The organism is Mesorhizobium sp. AA23, assembly GCF_001672435.1.
Classification (GTDB): Bacteria; Pseudomonadota; Alphaproteobacteria; order Rhizobiales; family Rhizobiaceae; genus Mesorhizobium.
The window spans coordinates 95636-113379 of record NZ_LYTP01000007.1; the positions used below are offsets into that span (position 1 = coordinate 95636).

Annotated in this window: 14 protein-coding genes and 2 pseudogenes; 7 read left to right on the top strand and 9 right to left on the bottom strand. The window is 57.7% G+C overall.

Annotated elements, in window-relative coordinates; genetic code table 11:
• Positions 1-118 precede the first annotated feature (118 nt).
• A complete protein-coding gene (locus A9K66_RS29270; protein WP_082953775.1) occupies positions 119-1063 on the top strand; it encodes a LysR substrate-binding domain-containing protein in 945 nt (314 codons plus the stop codon).
• Between the two features lie 163 nt (positions 1064-1226).
• Positions 1227-1642 (top strand): annotated as a pseudogene (locus A9K66_RS08455) (helix-turn-helix domain-containing protein); the annotation flags it as partial.
• Between the two features lie 10 nt (positions 1643-1652).
• Here the strand turns inward: A9K66_RS08455 and A9K66_RS08460 are convergent.
• Both A9K66_RS08460 and A9K66_RS08465 read right to left on the bottom strand, forming a co-directional pair.
• Positions 1653-1997 carry a hypothetical protein gene (locus tag A9K66_RS08460; RefSeq protein ID WP_067322217.1) on the bottom strand — a complete coding sequence of 115 codons (345 nt, stop codon included), beginning with the start codon at positions 1995-1997 and terminating at the stop codon, positions 1653-1655.
• Between the two features lie 315 nt (positions 1998-2312).
• Positions 2313-3770: a glutathionylspermidine synthase family protein gene (locus A9K66_RS08465; protein ID WP_197093084.1), complete on the bottom strand. Its 1458-nt coding sequence runs from the start codon at positions 3768-3770 to the stop codon at positions 2313-2315.
• Between the two features lie 1185 nt (positions 3771-4955).
• Here A9K66_RS08465 and A9K66_RS29275 point away from each other — a divergent pair.
• Positions 4956-5203 (top strand): annotated as a pseudogene (locus tag A9K66_RS29275) (IS110 family transposase); the annotation flags it as partial.
• Positions 5204-5372: 169 nt separating this feature from the next.
• Here A9K66_RS29275 and allB read toward each other — a convergent pair.
• From allB to A9K66_RS08485, 3 genes are read right to left on the bottom strand one after another with little or no spacing between them, the layout of a single operon-like run.
• The gene (gene allB, locus A9K66_RS08475; protein ID WP_067322225.1) at positions 5373-6773 is read right to left on the bottom strand and encodes an allantoinase AllB; all 1401 of its coding nucleotides are present in this window, start codon (positions 6771-6773) and stop codon (positions 5373-5375) included.
• A gap of 16 nt (positions 6774-6789) precedes the next feature.
• The gene (locus A9K66_RS08480) at positions 6790-8091 is read right to left on the bottom strand and encodes a Zn-dependent hydrolase (RefSeq protein WP_067322324.1); all 1302 of its coding nucleotides are present in this window, start codon (positions 8089-8091) and stop codon (positions 6790-6792) included.
• A gap of 5 nt (positions 8092-8096) precedes the next feature.
• The gene (locus A9K66_RS08485) at positions 8097-8750 is read right to left on the bottom strand and encodes an aspartate/glutamate racemase family protein (RefSeq protein WP_156315357.1); all 654 of its coding nucleotides are present in this window, start codon (positions 8748-8750) and stop codon (positions 8097-8099) included.
• A 154-nt stretch (positions 8751-8904) separates the two neighbouring features.
• On the opposite strand from A9K66_RS08485, the gene A9K66_RS08490 reads away from it, so the two are divergent.
• The 4 genes from A9K66_RS08490 to A9K66_RS30710 all read left to right on the top strand — a co-directional run bounded on the left by A9K66_RS08490 (position 8905) and on the right by A9K66_RS30710 (position 12605).
• Positions 8905-9813 carry a LysR family transcriptional regulator gene (locus A9K66_RS08490; protein WP_067322228.1) on the top strand — a complete coding sequence of 303 codons (909 nt, stop codon included), beginning with the start codon at positions 8905-8907 and terminating at the stop codon, positions 9811-9813.
• Positions 9814-11290: 1477 nt separating this feature from the next.
• On the top strand, positions 11291-12133 hold the full coding sequence (locus tag A9K66_RS08500; protein WP_082953779.1) for a LuxR family transcriptional regulator: 843 nt from the start codon (positions 11291-11293) through the stop codon (positions 12131-12133).
• A gap of 9 nt (positions 12134-12142) precedes the next feature.
• On the top strand, positions 12143-12268 hold the full coding sequence (locus A9K66_RS31470; RefSeq protein WP_280944332.1) for a hypothetical protein: 126 nt from the start codon (positions 12143-12145) through the stop codon (positions 12266-12268).
• A gap of 178 nt (positions 12269-12446) precedes the next feature.
• The gene (locus tag A9K66_RS30710) at positions 12447-12605 is read left to right on the top strand and encodes a hypothetical protein (RefSeq protein WP_156315356.1); all 159 of its coding nucleotides are present in this window, start codon (positions 12447-12449) and stop codon (positions 12603-12605) included.
• 149 nt (positions 12606-12754) lie between these two features.
• Here A9K66_RS30710 and A9K66_RS08505 read toward each other — a convergent pair whose 3' ends face one another.
• The 4 genes from A9K66_RS08505 to A9K66_RS08520 form a co-directional block, all read right to left on the bottom strand.
• Positions 12755-13768 carry a 1-aminocyclopropane-1-carboxylate deaminase gene (locus A9K66_RS08505; RefSeq protein ID WP_067322334.1) on the bottom strand — a complete coding sequence of 338 codons (1014 nt, stop codon included), beginning with the start codon at positions 13766-13768 and terminating at the stop codon, positions 12755-12757.
• A 402-nt stretch (positions 13769-14170) separates the two neighbouring features.
• A complete protein-coding gene (locus A9K66_RS30715) occupies positions 14171-15130 on the bottom strand; it encodes a S8/S53 family peptidase (RefSeq protein WP_082953780.1) in 960 nt (319 codons plus the stop codon).
• A 221-nt stretch (positions 15131-15351) separates the two neighbouring features.
• A complete protein-coding gene (locus A9K66_RS30180) occupies positions 15352-16377 on the bottom strand; it encodes a S8/S53 family peptidase (protein ID WP_245307449.1) in 1026 nt (341 codons plus the stop codon).
• Positions 16367-16891, bottom strand: a complete 525-nt coding sequence (locus A9K66_RS08520) for a hypothetical protein (RefSeq protein ID WP_245307451.1) — start codon at positions 16889-16891, stop codon at positions 16367-16369. The genes A9K66_RS30180 and A9K66_RS08520 overlap by 11 nt, the downstream gene beginning before the upstream one ends.
• Positions 16892-17744: the final 853 nt, after the last annotated feature.

Below are 17744 nucleotides of genomic sequence, written 5' to 3' on the forward strand. Positions count from 1 at the left end.
CGCCGAAACACGTCCTCGGGTAGGTGTTCACCAAACAGCTATTCAGGGATAGAGCACTTGAACGCTACGTCGCAAACCAATATCCCTCTCAGTCAGCATCAATCAGATTGAGCCTAAGATGGCCCAGATTCTTCCCCCGTTACCGGCACTTCGGGCCTTCGAAGCGGCTGCGCGGCATCTCAGCTTCGCCAGAGCAGGAGGCGAATTGAGGGTAACTCCAGGCGCGATTAGTCACCAGATCAAACAACTGGAGGAGTGGGTGGGCGGCCCTCTGTTCAAACGAGAAGCCAATAGAGTTGTTCTTACGGAAACGGGTCGAATACTCTCCAATCGAGTTAATGCCATTTTTTGTCATATCATCTCTGCGGGCGCTGCCGCCCGATCGACGGAGAGTAGAAACGGTGTTCATATTAGGTGTCAGCATTCGATTGCGGCTAAATGGCTTGCCCCTAGAATAAGCCGTTTCCTTGATAGTAATCCCGATATTCCGGTTACTGTGCAGGCTAGGCCGCAGCGTTGGACTGCCGCCGAGAAAGTGCCCGACCTTTCTATTTATAATACCCGGGGCTCGGTTCCCGGATATCGAGAGGCTTTACTCCTTTCCGGCCACCTGGTAGCAGTCGCTGCCGCCCCACTCGTTTCGAAATTACCGCCCACGGCAACACCTGCCGACCTCTTGAGCGGCCCATTAATCGAAGTGAGTTTCAACGAACCAGGCTGGCATGACCAAGGTTGGGAGTCCTGGTTTGCTGCAGCCGGTTTGGGGCATGTCGTGCTCTCCAAATCCCTCTCATTCAGTTTGATGCATCTGGCGATCGAAGCCTGCGTTACTGGAGCTGGCTTCGCTTTGGTTCCCGATTTTCTGGTAGAACGTGAGCTTGCGTGCGGAGATTTGGTTGATGTCTGCGGCTTTGCGCTGCCTAATACCCAACCATACTACCTCATTGAGCCCGATCCGAAGCCTGGTCGCCATGAGGTTGAGTTGCTAAAGAATTGGATTTTAGAGGAAGCCAAAGCGTTTAGAGATCCCCCCCCGTCAAATCGGCACATGGAAAGTTGGTAGCTTTATCTATCTTGGGCCGATATCACAGATTCGTCGTATTATCTTGGGATGGCGGGGCGAGGACGTTCCAAAGGGATAATAAATGGGTCTTCAGCACATCCTGTGATCGATGAATCAATTGTGATGTGACGGCTGCGTTTTGTGCTGATTCAACATCCCCTCGATGGAGTTGGACGATGGGAGAGCATTGAGCGTGGAGCTTCGGTTGCGGATTTTGAAGGCTTCGGACGGGGGAATCTCGGCACGGCAAGCGGCGGTGCGGTTCGGCGTCGGATTGTCCAGCGCGATCCGCTGGATTGCGCGGACGAAAATCGGTGAACATTGGCCACGCCCGCAGGGCCGCCGCCGCGCCTCCCGCCGCGATGCGCATGAAGCCTTCATAGTAGGGCCGATCGGGGAGCGAAAGGCCATCACGCTGGACGAGATGGTGGAGCGGCTCGTCGCCGAGCAGTAGGTGCGGATCAGCCGCCGCGCCTTGAGCGCCTGGCTTCGCCCACGGCTCGACATTCAAAAAAGTCCGCGCACGCAATGGAGCAGGATCGCCCCGACGTCCTGAACCGGCGCCGGAAGTGGTTCGAGGCATGCTCGATCACCAGTTCCAGACTCGGGTCGAGCTCCACCCGGATGTACCGGTAGCGTCGCCGGGAAGCGGGCAATCAAACGCGCATCGATGCGATCGTTCTTGGCGTTGATGCCGGCTGCCCCGCGCGAACTGGTGCAGCCTGTACGGATTGATACGGCGCTCCGGCAGGCCTTCCTGCCATAGCGCCTTGAGCACAGCCCGCTCATAGCCACCGCTCGCCTCAAGACCGATGGCGGCGATCACCTGGCCCGATAGACGCTCGACCAATGCCGCATAACCGGCTTCGGTGTTCTCGGCTCCGAACAACTCCCCTGTTTCCGAAATGGCTACGTCCAGTCGATCCTTGGCCACGTCAATGCCGACAACTGATCCCTTCCTTGCTGGTGCGGGGTCGTACCCTTGCAACCGTTCGGGCTATGGAAGATGCGACGGAGCTCCTTGCTCAACCACGGGCTCATACCAAGGGGTGCACGGGCTTCCGGCGCAAACGGGTGACACGGTCATGACTCGGGTCACCCGCCAGCCCGATTCTGCATGATTCGAAAGACACAAGGGGTCGCTCCGCAACATCAGCTCGCGCGCTGACCCCAATTCCTGGTAAAAGTAAAGTGAAAACGGCGTAGGTGCGCCTACCCGACGTTTCGCGACAACTCCTTAGGACAGTTCTCACTCGAAACCCGAGCTCTTCACTGGAGTGACATCTTGGCAAGCCCAGGTGGAAATTAAGTCGGTAGCGACCGGCAATAGAATCCCGCTCCGCCCAACGTTCATCACAGCATCGAAGCTTGCGCGCGACTGAAAACCTGCTAGGCGGCCGCCGAATACATAACAGTCAATTCCACACAGCATTTTCTTGATAGACCGGCTTGGCGGGTGCAGAGCGGTAACCTCTCCGGGCCTGACATACTCTTGAACGACGTACGGGTTGCGCGCGGCTCGGTCGATGTGTTCCTCCCATACCGTTGAGGAAGTGACGCGCCCAACCAGGACATGCTCGCCACGCGTCGCATTCGAAGGCTTCAGAACAAGATTGGCCTTGTTCTCCCGGATATATCGGATGAGCTCGATCCGATGCCCTTCTGGGTCAGTTGTTACCCCCGCTCTAACAAGACGGGTCCATGGGATATGGTGTTCAATGAACTCGATCTGCTCGGCGTTGAAGTTCGAGCTGAATCGATCATCGCTAAGTACAGCAAGAATCGCCTTGTCGGATAGTATCCATTCGGCGATCCAGGGGTTTATCGAAACAACTTCTTGCGTCGCGCAGGCATCTAGGTAGTCTTTACATTCCACCGCTTCAATCACATCTCTTACATCGAGCTTATTGTATACAAGTTCGATGAGTTCTCCGTCCGAACCAACTAGGCCACGAGACGTTCGCTTCATCGCACTGATGTCTAGCAACGTTGCTTTAACTCCTATGTCTCGTAGGCCTTTGACAATCCAATCTACTTCGTTTTTATAACGACCTCGAAAATTGACTACGGCGGCGGTTTTGAGTTCTCTGGCAGTCGCAGCCCGATAAGCAGACACAAGCTCCCGAACAAAGCAGTTCGGATCTTTCGCGAAAGGCTGCTTGTCCACGTCGAGTGAAAGGCCATGCGTCAATGGGTTGGGTACACGGCTCCAGACTTTCGCAGCGATACCGTTCTGAACAACGCCGCCAGGCCCGCCGGCGTTCGTTTCAATTATTTTATAATAGCCGTCGTCACCTATAAGACCATCCAGTCGGCATATTCTTGTAATCGGCCGATGTTGTGGGAGACTTGCAATCCAATGGCGCAACTCTTTATAGGCCGGAAATAAATCCTGTACGTCTTCATTGCAGCAATACAGCTCTGCGGCGACATCAAGGAGTGTAATCATCCCCTCAGCGGTATCGCTGAGGTGATTTGCGAGCCCGCAGCTTATCGCAAGGGGTCGGAGACATACGGGATACGCCCGCTCCTCAAAGTGCATGCCCGCCTCTGCAATCGCGCTGGAAAGTTCGTCTTGAGCCTCCCAGATCGAGGCCGAATCGCAAGTTGCGAGCTCGCAGAGTCGGCGCTCGATTTGAGCATCTGCCTCGCTGTTTGCAGGCATTGTCGCAAGTGCCCCTGGTCCCGATCCCATCTGAGTTGTCATGGGCATCTCCTATCTAGTGGCCGTATTGGCTTTGGAGTTTGCGCGTCCCGAAAGATTCCTGGGTAGAGCGCGAGTTTGTGAGCCGTTAGTCGCTAACAGCACTCGAAAAATAGTGTGTTGACGTGTTTTCAGGAACTGCCAGATCTGGTGGGTTGACGCTGCCACGATACCGCAGCTTCGGACCGGCAGCTCATCTGCGGGGGGCTACGATACTAGACGTCATGTTCCGAGGCGGAGATCGGTGGCCCGCCCTTTCGTGCGATTAAAAGACGAGGGTTGCTCGGATGGGCCGAGCCGATCCACATGTCGCGCGTCATGGAAAATTGCCCCCTCGGCGCCACGAGGAATTGCCCCCTCAGTGGATAGCTGAGGAGAGAGCAAATGAACGAACAACGAATCACGGAAAGCCCGTCGTGGAGTGATCCACGTGGGCAGGTGATGAAGACGCCGGACGATGTGGCGGAGATGTTGCGCCTGAAGGCGTGCGGGTGGGGACTGAAGCGGATCGCGCGGGAATTGGGCTGCAGCCATTACACAGTGAAGGTCTACGTGGCGGCGGACGGCGTGAAGCCGTTCAAGTCGCCGGAGCGGCCGAAACGGCTCGACGGCCTTGAGGGTTGGCCGCGCGAGCGGTTCATTCGGCATCGCGGCAATGCGGATGTGGTGCGCCAGGATCTGCTGGCCGAGAAAGGCTTGGCGGTCAGCCGGCGAACACTGCAACGCGCCGTGCAGCCCTATCGTCAGGCGCTGAGGGCCGAGGCGCTGGCAACAACGCGGTTCGAGACGCCGCTGGGGCGACAGCTGCAGATCGCCTTCGGCGAGCTGGTCGAGATCGGCGGGGCGAAGATCAAGGCATTCGTGTTCGTGGCGACGCTCGGGCATTCGCGACGGCTGCATGTGCGTGCCTTCCTGGCCGAGAAGCAGGAGCACTGGTTCGTCGATAGCTACCGGCTCCGCGCCAAGCGAAACAGCGGCCTCACCAGGCCGCCCGTCGGTGACAGGCCGGCTCCGCCTCCCTCCGACCCGTCACCGACGGAACTAACCTTCAACCGACATCATGAACCCGAAGGGGGGCAGTTCTTCATGACGCAAAGGGGGCAGTTCCGGATGGCGTTTGACATCCACACGCACGGAGGACGAGCCATGGGAGAGTATAGCGAAGCATTTGTCACGTGTGATGTAACCCGCCGCGCCCTGATGGAAGCGGCATGGACTTACCGCTATCCTGCCAGGGTCAGTGAGACCCTCAGGGCCCGGCTCGAGGGGTTGCCCAGGGCTGTCCGGGATATGCCTGGAAGGGGCAGGTCCGACTCTGCACCCGCTGTCGCCGCCTCAGCGCCGCCGACAAGAAGCCGCCGGTGGTCGTGGCTGCGATCGAACGCGAGATGGCCGCCTTCTTGTGGGCCATCGGCCGAGAGGTCGCGCCGTCATAACTCGGCTTTAGCCGCATCTCGTCTGGAGCGACTGATCAAACCGAGGAATTCTTGCTGAGCGACTTTGTCCCGAGATCCAAATCTGCATCCATTGTTTGACCTGATGGATTGGACCTTCATTGTTGCGCCGGGTTTCCTGGGATTGTCTCTGCCGCTAAAAACGCGATGCTCAAGCGACAGCTGCGTTGCCGCTTGGGATACTAAACATAGCATTCCCCGTCTGACCCGGAATGAACTGGCCGAATCCGGGCTCCACGACAATGCTTCCTATGGGCGCTGCGTCTTCGTAAACGACCGTCCCGCGAACCCAGGTCCGCTTCACACGTCCGCTCACTTTCATGCCTTCGAACGGCGTCCACTTCTGCTTGTAGAATGTATGCTTGGGATCGACGACCCACTCCTCGGAGGGATCGAAAAGGAACATGTCGGCGTCGCCGCCGATCGTGATCGCGCCCTTCTTCGGGTAGATGTTGAAGAGTTGTGCCGGTGCTGTCGCATATACCCTCGCCAGCCTGGTGAGGGGGATTCTGCGCTTGATACCTTCGCCTAAAAACAGCGGAATGGCGCTTTGAATGTTGTTCATCCCGGCTGGCGTATCCCAGACCGAGCCTTTGCCGCGCAGCTTCTCCTCGATCGTATAGGGCGCGTGGTCGGTGCCGACGCAGTCGATCTGGCCGTTGCGGATCGCTTCCCAAAGCTTGTCGGCATTGCCTCGAGCACGCAGCGGCGGATTGCATTGGGCGAATGGGCCAACGCGCTCGAAATCATCCGCGTCGAGAAAGAGGAAATGCTGTGCGGTCTCGACGCTGATCGGGTGACCTGCCTGGCGAGCTTCCGCCACGAATTTCGCGCCTTCCGGCGTGCTGGAATGGACGACATGGAGATGCACGCCTGCGATGATCGCCATCGTCACGGCGCGCTGCACGGCCTCCCATTCCGAGTAGTCGGGACGGCTCTCCACATAGGCGCGAGGGTCGTTGCGGCCGGTTTTCTTCAACTGGGCCGTCAGAAACGTGATAATGTCATTGTTCTCGCAATGCACGGCTATCCGGCTGTTGGCCGCGCGGATCGCCCGCATGCCGGCAAGGAGTTCCCCGTCCTTCACCATCGGGATCTCCGGCGAATAGGACATGAAGGCTTTAAACGCGATGGGCTCAAGCGCCATCAACTCGCCCACGTGCTTGCAACTATCCGGCGTTAGCGCCAGATAGAGCCCGAAATCGGCGACCGACTTTTTGGCGGCTTCTCCCTTCTTGAGCAGGAAAGAGGGTTTGTCGACGGTCAGCGGATTGGTGAGCGGCATTTCGAAGACGGTGGTTATGCCGCCCGCGACCGCCGCCATCGATCCGGTCTGGAAATCCTCGCCGGCCGTAAAGCCCGGATCGTTGAAATGGACATGCGGGTCGACGCCTCCGGGAAAGACAATCCGGCCACTGGCATCGACGGAGTCGCGCGCCGAAAGCTCTTCCGAACTGATCGCGGCGAACTTGCCGTCCGTGACGTAGAGATTGCCGAAATCGACGCGGCTTTCGCCAACGATATGCGCGCGCTTTATACCCAGATCGAACATGGACGTACCTTTGAAATCAGGAAGAAACGGTTTCGGAAAGAAGCTTTGCAAGAAATCGCGAAAGCGCTTGTGCGGCGATCGCGCAATCGTCGAGCGACGAGAATTCGCGCGGATTGTGGCTTATGCCGTCCTTGCTACGTACGAAGAACATCGCAATCGGCACGCGAGCTCCCAAAATCATGGCGTCGTGGCCTGCCCCGCTTGGCAGTTCAAAAGCCGTTAGATTGATTTCGCGCATCGCCACGGCCTGCTGCGCGCGCAACCGGCCGTCCACGGGTATGGGGGGCAGGGACAAGGTCTTCGTCCAGGATAACTCGACATTGATTGCGCCGGCAATTTCGCTTGCCACTTCGACGATGCGAGCTACCAACCTATCCAGGGGCTCCGCCAGGACGTCGCGGATATCGATGCTGAAGCGGACTTCGCCGGGGATCACGTTGGCGCCATTAGGGAATACGTTGAGCTGGCCTACAGTTGCGACGGCGGTATCGCTGAACTGGGCCGGCAACTCGCTGACCGCCGATACGATGCGGCTTGCCGTCACAAGAGCATCGCGGCGATAGCGCATGGGCATCGCCCCCGCATGGCCGGCCAGCCCTTTCACGGTTATTTCCAACGCGACAAGGCCACAAATTCCACTGACGATGCCGACAGGAAGTCCTTCTCTTTCCAGCACCAGTCCCTGTTCGATATGCAACTCGACAAAGGCGGCTATTTCGGTAGGTTCGCGCCGCGCTTCGATAAAACGCGCAAGCGAGAGGCCTGCTTCCTCCACGACCGAAGAAAAGGACCTCCCTTCCTGGTCGCGCAGGGACCGGAAGCCATCCTCGGGAAGCGCGCCCATCACTGCGGTGCTCCCAACGAACCCAACATTGAAGCTGCTACCTTCCTCTTCGGAGAAGATGGCGATCTCATAGGGGCGCTCCGGTTCATAACCGGTCGTCTTCCACATCTCCACCACTTCCAGGGCAAGCAGGACCCCCAGAACGCCGTCGAAATGCCCGCCGTTCGGCACAGTGTCGATATGTGACCCGCAAATGACGACAGGCAGGCGATCGTTCTTGCCGGAAAGACTACCGAAGCAATTGCCCGCGGCATCGGAACGGACGTCGAGCCCCAGCAAACGCATCCACTCGCACACTAAATCCTTCGCCTGCTTTTCTTCTTTCGAATATCCGAGCCGGCAGGAACCGCCATCCGCCGTGAGGCCGATATCGGCAATAGCAGAAAGGCGGCTTGCGACCCGCTCGCCGGAGAACCCGTTGAGATCCAGCGCGCTGTCGTAACCGGCAAGAAATCGCTCGCCGAACGCTTGCATCGCGCTCATCCGGATGCCAATGCGACGATACCAATCGCCATGGCCACAGCGCTGACGCTCGGGTCGACCACAGGGACTTTGAAGGTTTCTCGCAGAAGCGATTTGTAAGGCGCCATGCCGGCACAACCGAGTACGAGCACATCGGCGCCAACATTCTTGAGCCGCGTTGCCGCGGCCAGCACACGCTCTTTCGCGGCAGCGCTGGTCGGTATCTCCGCCACCGGTATGTCCACTGGCTCGAATCCCACGCAGCGTTGCAAGAGGCCGTAGGAGCGTACCAGTCTCAATTCGGCATTGCGTGTTTCCGACGAGGTCGAGACTACGCCGAAGCGCTCGCCTAAATTGAGTGCCGTCGACAATCCGGATTCGCAGATTCCGAGTACCGGCTTGGCCGTAACCTCGCGAGCGGAATAGAGGCCCGTATCGGCGAAACAGCCAATGACGAAGGCATCGGTGCGCGCCGCTTCCGCCACGACCAGGCGGCAAAGTGGTTCGATCACGCTGTCTATGTCCCTTTGGGTTTCAATGCCAAGGGGCGCGCCTTCGAGTGTCACACACTCGATCTGGCAAGCGCCGTCGGCGCGCAACGAGTCCATATTTTCATCCATCAAGTCGGTGAAAACACGGTTGCTGTTTGGATTTATCAGCAGAACACGCACTGACACTTTCTCCAACCGATCATGAAACTTGATGCCGATAAGACGCTACGCCGTACCTGCGTGAGCTATCGAATTTAGTCCGAGCAAATTAATGGTCTCGACAAGGGAAGCGGCACAAGCGAAAATTTCGCATGGTCAAACCTGAGAAAAACTAATGCTTAGAAACCACCGCCGTCTTCCACCGCTGAATTCGCTACGCGCGTTCGAGGCGACGGCCAGGCAAGGCTCAATCACGCGGGCGGCGGAGGAGTTGGGTGTTACTCAAAGTGCTGTGAGCCACCAGATAAAGGCACTCGAGGCTTATGCGGGGGTGAAGCTGCTCGACCGGCGCGGCAACAGTTTTACGCTAACGCCTGCCGGGCTGCGCACTATGGGCTCGCTGCGGGAGGGCTTTGATTTGATCGCCGATGCGGTCGCAGACCTTGATACGCCTGAGATCCGTGGCGAAGTTGTTGTCAGTTGCCCGCCCGCCATGACGGCTCTTTGGCTGGTCAAGAATATAGGCCCATTTCTCTTGAAACATCCTGGCATCCGGCTGGGGTTGCGTTCGTCGACGTCGTGGAAAGCCGTCATCGGCTCAGACGTAGATTTATGCATCCGATATGGCACCGGCATATCGGAGAACCGACGCACAACCCTGCTCAGCGACGTCGATCTGTTTCCGGTCTGCAGTCCTTCCGTTGCCGCGGGGCTGCGGTCGCCAGCCGACCTCAGGACCGTGCCGCTGCTCTATGGGATCGACGACAACGAATGGGATTCATGGCTCTCTTCCATCAACATGAACGAGTTGCCGCGCACCCGGCACTACATGGGCAACGATTTCGCTATGATAGAGACGGCCGTCAATGGATTTGGAGTGGCGATCGGCGACAGCGTGACCTGTCGTCATTATCTGGAATCCGGTATCTTGGTCGCGCCTTTTTCGGAGCGGAAAAAGTCAAATTACTCATTTTATTTGATCGAGAGGTCCGACTCGGAAAAGAAACTTGCTACCGTATGGACGCGCAATTGGATTACTTGTAATTTTGTCGGAGACACTAAAGGTCAAATTTCGAATGTTTAGGTTGGCCGTGTGGAAGGCCTCAAGGCTCGATTGCCGCCACGGCCCGGTATGCGGCATAGCACTGGGCGATGGCGGAGCAGAGGAATAGCTGGAACCGGTCATGAGCATGAGCGGCAGGATTATCAGGCCGGTTCCGTGGCCGGCCAAGAGGGTGTCGGCAATCGGAAGGCCGCTGGCGAGCCGTATTGGCGCGCCAGCCCGATCAGCCGGTCGGCCCGCCGGACGGTGGTTACCACCAGAATTCTTGAGATCAGCACCTGGGCAATTGTCGCCTCGGTCGGAAGTCCACCTTCGATCGGCCGCGCCGGCGCCGGAGACTGACCGTCCACATCCGCACAGGCGATAGGCAGATTGGGGCCGGCAAACGACGATCCCGTCGCGGCCTGAACCGGATGCGGGTCCGGCAGGAGCAGGGCGACCGTTGCAAAACCATCAACTTCATCACGCCATCCTGCACGTTGGCCACGAGACCGGCGACAGCGCTATACTGCGGGAGATCAAATGGCACTTCTGGGGAGTATTGAGCCGGCATCGACACAGGGGCTTGCCCGCTGGATGAATCTCGGCCTCCGACCTGCGCTATACCCATTTCCGCGACTAATTGAGCCGAACGATCTCTCATGCCCTATTGGGCCGCGACGAGCATCGCTGAAGAAAGGCGAGCAGCCGCCGTCGTTCTCGCCTTTCGCCAGACGGGGCTCTTGATGGACCGCCTGTTAGTCCGACATTGAAGGCCGGCAGGATGCTACATAAATCGTCACCCCGGTGCACGCGCTGAATATTCGCCGGTCCATGACACCATTTTCCGCTCTTGAGAGGGGGCACCGGAACTTTGACGCGCAGCGCTAGTCCAACCCGGACGAGGGACAACATAGATGCAAACGGGCTGCGGGCCTTGACCGCTTGACCGGCGGGCTATTTGCGGCCCATCCACGCCACGGACGGTCTGAGCGCTCGCTTCTGAGCCGATTTCGTCAACCAATCGCTGCAGCAGCTTCAACAGCGCTGGTCGAGCGGCATGTCTTCTCAGCGAGTGGCGCTCAAACCTGACGCTGCACGCAGTCACGATGATCGTGACGAGAGCCCTTCCCGGCGCGAGAGCATTTCTAGCGGATTGCCTCTGCAAGCTTGGTCTACTGACGAGTAGGCCGGGCTTATCACGCAGCCATGCGTCGAATGCGGCAATGATTGAAGCGCTCATTTCCTACCGCGCGAGGTGCTCGTTCGCCGATTTCCCCAACGAATATCGCCATTTAACTAAACAATATTGTAATCGAAAATATTATTTACAAATCCGCAATCTCACCAACCACTGCGCAACTGACACTTCAACAAAAATAACCTTCTGCTTTTCAACCGTCTGATAGAGCTGGTCGGCTTGCGATCATGCACACGGGCGGCAAGCTAGCAGCCGGCAACTTTGTGCACCTATGCACCAATGAGGACACTCGGTTGCAATTGGCTGCGGAGGAGAAAAATGGAACGCACGCCAAAGACTGCGGTCTATAAACGTCAAGAGCCGGCAACCAAGTCGTCAGCCCGGTTTGCTATGGTCTCATCGGCCCATTCCCCGAATGCAGCCGGGGAGACGCTTGCAATCAATTTCAACCGATTTGTCGAGCAGACTGATGGTGTCGCTCAATGCAAGCGATTGTTCGAACTGCTATCTGCCTTTGCCCTAACTTTTGGTTGCCCGTGGATCGCCTATGGCTCTCTAAAACTCCAACGAAAATCTTCGAAGCCGTCCCGGCGCGGTCCAATCATGCTGAATTTTCCTGATGAATGGCAGAAGCGTTATTTCGAAATGGGCTACGACAGGATAGATCCGATAATAAAAACGAGTCGCGGGCAAGCAGGCGCCTTTCGCTGGAGTGATGTCTACGAGCACGCAAGCACGACCGAAGAAGAACGCCGTTTTTTCGATGAGGCTGCAACGTTCGGAATAAGGTCCGGCATTAGCGTTCCACTGCATGGTCCCAACGGGAGATTTGCGTTCATTAGCTTTGCTCAATACCACGATAGGGCGATCCATAGTATAGAAACGAACTACTTGCAGCTTGCCGCAGTTCATTTTCATAGGATGTGTGAGAAGTTTGCAAGTTTGGATGAATTCAAGGCAGAACCAGTTCTTTCGTTAAGGGAAAGGGATTGTATCTTGTGGACAGCGAGAGGAAAGTCGTCATGGGAGATAGGGCAAATTCTTGGAATATCTTACAATACAGTTAATTTCCACCTGAAGAACGTGAAACGCAAATTGGATGCTGCTAGCAGGACGCTCGCGGCGATAAAAGCCGTAAACCTTGGAATTATTGAGTCGTGAAGGCTCTTGATGATCAATCTCACCACCGCCGATATCTCCAATAGTGCCGGTGCTCAGGCGATCCTGGACGGTAGTCGGTTCGCCGAAACGCAGGTCTGGCCGGCATTGGGAGTGCCAAAACGCGAGTACATCTGAAAAGGCATGCCCGGCAGAGAGTGAGCTCGCTGCCGGGCCGTCGCCTTTGGAGGTGGCGCTTCCTTTAACTTGCGAACCCGACATTGTCGGCTATCGGAATAATGCCGAACGTGCCTGCCTGAACCAGAGCTGCCGCGCTGGGACCGGGTGGATTGTCAGCCCCCCTAGGTGGTATTCGATGCTCATCGAGAACAACTGCCGCGCCTCGCATGCGCTGCGGGTCGATAGTCTGATCGCGCAAGCCGATCGTATCGAGACTGAGATCGCGGCGCTGGAGGCCCGCATAAAGTTAAACGGCCATGTCTGCTGTCTCTTATGCGGCTCCAGGACACATTGAGTACAGGCAAAGACTGGTAAGCATGCCAGCGCCACGACCCCACGTCGTGGCGGCAGTTATCAGCCCACTGCGGTTCCCCAACGGCCATCGGACAAACTTGGCGCAGCGCTGTCACGGCAGACACGGCACGTCGAGACCTGTCGAGCGCGTCAGCCGTTGCGAAAGGTGTAGCCGTAACCGTTGATCGCCGGCGCGCCGCCGAGGTGGGCATAGAGGACGCGCGATCCCCCTGGAAAGAAATCTCTCTGGACGAGGTCAATCATCCCTTGCATCGATTTGCCCTCATAAACCGGATCGGTAATCATACCCTCGAGCCGAGCGCACAGGCGGATTGCCTCCTTGGTTTCCTCGGACGGAATGCCATAACACGGATAGGCATAGTCTTCGAGCAACACCACGTCGGCCTCGACGAGGTCCGTTCCCAGCTCAACGAGCATCGCTGTCTGTTGGGCAATACGAAGCACCTGCGCCTTTGTCTTTGTAGGCGTGGCGGAGGCATCGATACCAATCACGTTGCGCCGTCGACCGTCCTCGGCGAACCCGACGATCATGCCGGCATGTGTTGAACCGGTGACAGTGCAAACGACGATGTAGTCGAAGGCAAACCCAAGCTGTTTCTCCTGGGCGCGCACCTCCTCGGCGAACCCGACATAGCCGAGTCCGCCATTCGGGTGAACAGATGCGCCCGCTGGTATCGCATAAGGTCTGCCGCCCCTCGCCTTGACCTCATAGAGCGCTTTTTCCCAACTATGGCGAATGCCGATGTCAAAGCCCTCGTCGACCAGGCGCACCTCTGCTCCCAAGATGCGGCTTAAGAGAATGTTGCCGACCCGGTCGTAGACGACATCCTCATGCGGAACCCAGCTCTCCTGAACCAGAAGACATTTCATGCCGATCTTGGCGGCAACGGCGGCGACCATGCGCGTGTGGTTGGACTGCACGCCACCGATGGTGACAAGGGTATCAGCATCCGATGCGATCGCGTCGGGGATGATGTATTCGAGCTTGCGGAGCTTGTTTCCGCCGAACGCCAGACCGGAGTTGCAGTCCTCGCGTTTGGCATAGATCTCCACGTTACCGCCCAGATGCTCGCCGAGCCGGTCGAGCTTCTCGATGGGTGTGGGTCCAAAGGTGAGCGGGTAACGCTCGAATTTTTCCAGCATATTCTCTCCGGCGATGATCATTTAGCTGAACTAGCCACGCAAAACTCCTCTCACAAGCGCTGCTTGGATTGGTCGGCCGCGCTCTCCGACCACCTGTCAGAGCCTTGGGGATTTCCAGCGCTTTCCTTGCGACTGAGACGAAGCGATCCACATGTCGGCATGCTGCGGGTGAGGCGACCATCGCCTCGGAAACCAAAGGCGACACGCGGCCGGCATCGCGCTTTTGCTAGCTTTGCGAGCGCAGCCAGACCGCCAAACCAACAGACTTCGATAAAAACGCAGTGGCTCTTGTTTGCGATTAGACTGGCAGTAACCAGCCAGTCGCCGAGCCGAATTCTGCGACGCGATTTCGTGGCGCTCAACGCCTCACAGAAGTTTCAGCTGCTCGATCGAAGTGCTCGTCTACCTGATCGAGACGGGTGCCAATGCCCTCGAAAGGCTGGCCTCCCCGCGTCCGTAAGTCGCCGCGTCACAGTTGACGAGCGTGTCGGTCCTGGCTGTATCCAGCAGCTGATTGGTGATCTGTGTCGGTGTTGCGGACGTGAATTTGCTGCCAAGGATGGCGGCATAGCCTGCAACGACAGATGCCGCGACAGACGTTCCGGTTAGGCTAGTCTTGTCGCTCTCGACACCCACCGTCAGGAAGTGGTTCTGCACCTCCGAATCTGAACCGGCGTAATTCGAATAGGAGGCGAGCTTTGCCTTGTTTTCGGGACTGCCATTGCGCTCTATCGCACCCACAAAGATTGCCGATTGCTTCCCAATCAGGTCGAGAGCAAGGAAATCAATATCCCCATCGGCAAGGGTATCTACCGCTACGGACCCGTTGCCGGCTGCCTTTGTGAAGACCGCAGCACCCGCCCGAGCCGCATCGACAATCGACTGCTCAAGCCGGTACCCGCTCACTGGTTCCTCAAGGCCATAGCTCAGATTAATGACATTGAGGCCCGGCTTCAGCGTGAGCGGAACTTGTTCCGAATAGTCAAGCCCGGTTATGTTTGCGCCAGGCGCGACCATGCCGGCTGCTTGAGCGACCCACTGCCCATGTCGCCGCCGTTGGGAGCCATGGCCGAGATCCCCCACCTGTCCCATGTTACCTGTGAAGTCATCTATGATAGTTACCGACACGCCAGACCCATTATAGCCCGAGGCCCATGCTGCGCCGACGTCCGGGCTCATCCAGCAAAAGGTGCCGTCGGCATTTTGTGGGCAACGCGAGCTGCTGCCGTCCATGGCTGGCCTCGCAGCCCCGCCATCGCCGGCGAGCCTGGATTGGAGGTCATCGGCGAAACCGGCTGGTGCCGACGTCCATAGGACAAGACTGGCAAGGTACGCCACCGGCAACAATCGCTTTATCTGCATTCAACTCTCCTGTTTGAACTGTTCTTCATCAACAAGACGAAGCATTTCACCATGGGTAGAACGACCTCGGAACCAGAGACCGATGTTCAGCAGGTTCAAATGAGCGTTCGCCACGTATTTCAATGTGTCCGCCGGCCGGAGCACCGACGCCACGGACGGCAATTCACCGCCTGGGCGCCGCGATCCACCCACGTTCGGACGCATGAGGGTAGGGCGGCAGTCTAGTGAATCGAAACGGGTGCCAGCGCCCTCGAAAGGCTGGCTTCGCCGCGGCCGTAAGTCGCCGGATTGTAGTTGACGAGCGTATCGGTCCTGGCTGTATCCAGCAGCTGATTTGTAATCTGTGGCGGAGTTGCGGACGTGAACTTGCTGCCAAGGATGGCGGCATAGCCTGCAACCACAGGTGCCGCATAAGACGTGCCGTATAGGCCAGTTTTGTCACCCTCGACACCCACGGTCAGGAACTGGTTCCGCACCACGGGGTTTGAGCCGGGATAATTCGAGTATCGGGCCAGCCGCGTCTTGTTCCCGGGAGTGCCATTATGGTCGAGCGCACCCACGAAGATTGCCGATGGCGCCCCGATCAGCCCGAGGGTTAGTCCATCGAAATCCCCTTCGTGGGGCCTACCTACCTCGTTGCTGCGGTTGTCGGCACTCTTTGTGACGATGGCAGTGCCTGCCCAGGCGGCATCGACAATCGCGTGCTCGCGCGGGTGCTGGCTCAGTGGCTCTATGATGCGGTAGCTCGCATTGATGATATTGAGGCCGAGCTGCAGCCCGATCGAAGACCCCTCGAGATAGCCATACTTGAATATGTTTGCGCCAGGGGCGACCATGCCGGCAATTTCAGCGACCCAATCTCCATGTCGCTGCGTCTGCCGACCGCGACCGAGATCTGCATCAAATGGCTGCCCCGTGAAGTCATCTATGACATTTATCGATACGCCGGAACCGATAAAGCCTGATGTCCATGCTTCACCAATATCCGGGCTCATCCAGCAAAATGTGCCGTCGGCATTTTGTGGACAGCCCGAGCTACTGCTTTCCGCGGCTGGAGTACCGGTCATTCCTTTGCCGCTGACACCGGCATCGAGATCACCAGAAAAACCGGGTGCCGTCAGCAGGCCCATGAAAAGACTGGCAACGAGACCTACCGGGGACAATTGTGTTTTGTGCATAATCAACTTCCTATCTGATTGTTCTTCATCAACGAAATTTACGGCCTTGCCGCCATCGCTAAAATTCACCCCTGAACCGAAGGTCTAGTTTCCATCGGCTTGGCTCCAGGTTTGTCATGTATTTCAACGTGTCCGAGGGCCGCAGTTGCGAGGCGGCCAGACGGCAATTCACTGTATGGAAGCCGCCGACGGCGCCAAAGTCAGCCGTGCAAGGTCTTTCCGTCAGATTCCCGCCCAAAATCGAACTGACGGTGAGAGAAAGCGTCGTGGACGGCGTCGGGCGCTTTTGCAGAATAAAGCCGAGTTTCACACCTGGGTCGATTCGGACCTTTTCGGCACGTTGGCCGGTGCTCGCGCCCCACAGGAGACCGAAATCATCCGACAGTTGTGTCAACATTTCAAATCGCATGTCGATCCATTTGCTGTGGTACCACTTGTCGAAAGACACTTTGGTACCGCCCGACAGCTCGTATCCGCCTTGTCCCAGACGGTTGGCCGCCGCGGTTAGCTCCGAACCCTGGTAAATGCCGACAAGGCTGGTCTCCTGTCCGTTCGCTGTCATAGCGCTGACGAAGAATGCCATCACGAACAGGACGTAACCGGCCCCGAACCGTACGCACACCTGCAACGCCCATTGTTGGGCCCGCCAGCAATTCATATGCGATCGGCACGCGTACTGCAGTCCCTCGCCGCATCTTCAAACCATCCGGATGCTCTAGCCCCAGACGCATGGCCGCCAGCGGGCAACGTATTCATTCGCAACAACTGTGATCTCCCGTCCTTCAATTTTGCCGAGCCATCTCTTCGCTCTTCCCTGGCAAGCAGCTCCCGTCCTCTCAACGTAATTAAGCGCAATTCATGCCAATCGGGATGGCGGCTGAAGGGACGAAATTGGATGTTTGTTCTCAGCGACTTAGACAAAAACGTCCAAGATGCCGGCCGACCATGGCTGTGTCGTCAAACCGACAAAGCCGACCCAATTGTCGGATGTCGACGAACACGCTGAGCGTGAACCCACCCGCATCGGCAAACACTCCCTTCTCGCTCCGGCCTTTCGTCGGAGGGCCCTCGAAAGGGCCTTCCATTTTTCGACGGAATCCTCTTCAGCCCGGACATTGCGCCGCCGAATTTGAAGTTCTGAACGCGAGTCGTCCATGCCCGGCAGAGACGGAGCTCTCTGCCGGGCCGGGTTCGCCTTGGGAGGTGGCGTAAGCTAGCGACTTTCGTGGCGGTGGGATCACTCAATCCGTGCGTTTTGCGCAATAGCGAGCATGTACCGTGCCAAGCCAAAAACTTAAAAAACACCCAAGAGCCAGCTTCCTCTACGTTGCGTACCCGACATTGTCGGGTCTCGGACAATGCCGAACGTGCCTCTCGGCATCAACCTACGCCTGAACCAGAGCGCACCCGCAAGGCCGTTCGCTGCCATTTCGACC

Coding starts and splice junctions, on each gene's coding strand:
- A9K66_RS30710 (WP_156315356.1), top strand. CDS start 12,447: ATGCTCATCGAGAACAACTGCCGCGCCTCGCATGCGCTGCGGGTCGAT.
- A9K66_RS08505 (WP_067322334.1), bottom strand. CDS start 13,768: ATGCTGGAAAAATTCGAGCGTTACCCGCTCACCTTTGGACCCACACCC.
- A9K66_RS08480 (WP_067322324.1), bottom strand. CDS start 8,091: ATGCAAGCGTTCGGCGAGCGATTTCTTGCCGGTTACGACAGCGCGCTG.
- A9K66_RS08520 (WP_245307451.1), bottom strand. CDS start 16,891: ATGGCATTCTTCGTCAGCGCTATGACAGCGAACGGACAGGAGACCAGC.
- A9K66_RS08465 (WP_197093084.1), bottom strand. CDS start 3,770: ATGACAACTCAGATGGGATCGGGACCAGGGGCACTTGCGACAATGCCT.
- allB (WP_067322225.1), bottom strand. CDS start 6,773: ATGTTCGATCTGGGTATAAAGCGCGCGCATATCGTTGGCGAAAGCCGC.
- A9K66_RS08500 (WP_082953779.1), top strand. CDS start 11,291: ATGGAACGCACGCCAAAGACTGCGGTCTATAAACGTCAAGAGCCGGCA.
- A9K66_RS30715 (WP_082953780.1), bottom strand. CDS start 15,130: ATGCAGATAAAGCGATTGTTGCCGGTGGCGTACCTTGCCAGTCTTGTC.
- A9K66_RS08490 (WP_067322228.1), top strand. CDS start 8,905: ATGCTTAGAAACCACCGCCGTCTTCCACCGCTGAATTCGCTACGCGCG.
- A9K66_RS29270 (WP_082953775.1), top strand. CDS start 119: ATGGCCCAGATTCTTCCCCCGTTACCGGCACTTCGGGCCTTCGAAGCG.
- A9K66_RS31470 (WP_280944332.1), top strand. CDS start 12,143: ATGATCAATCTCACCACCGCCGATATCTCCAATAGTGCCGGTGCTCAG.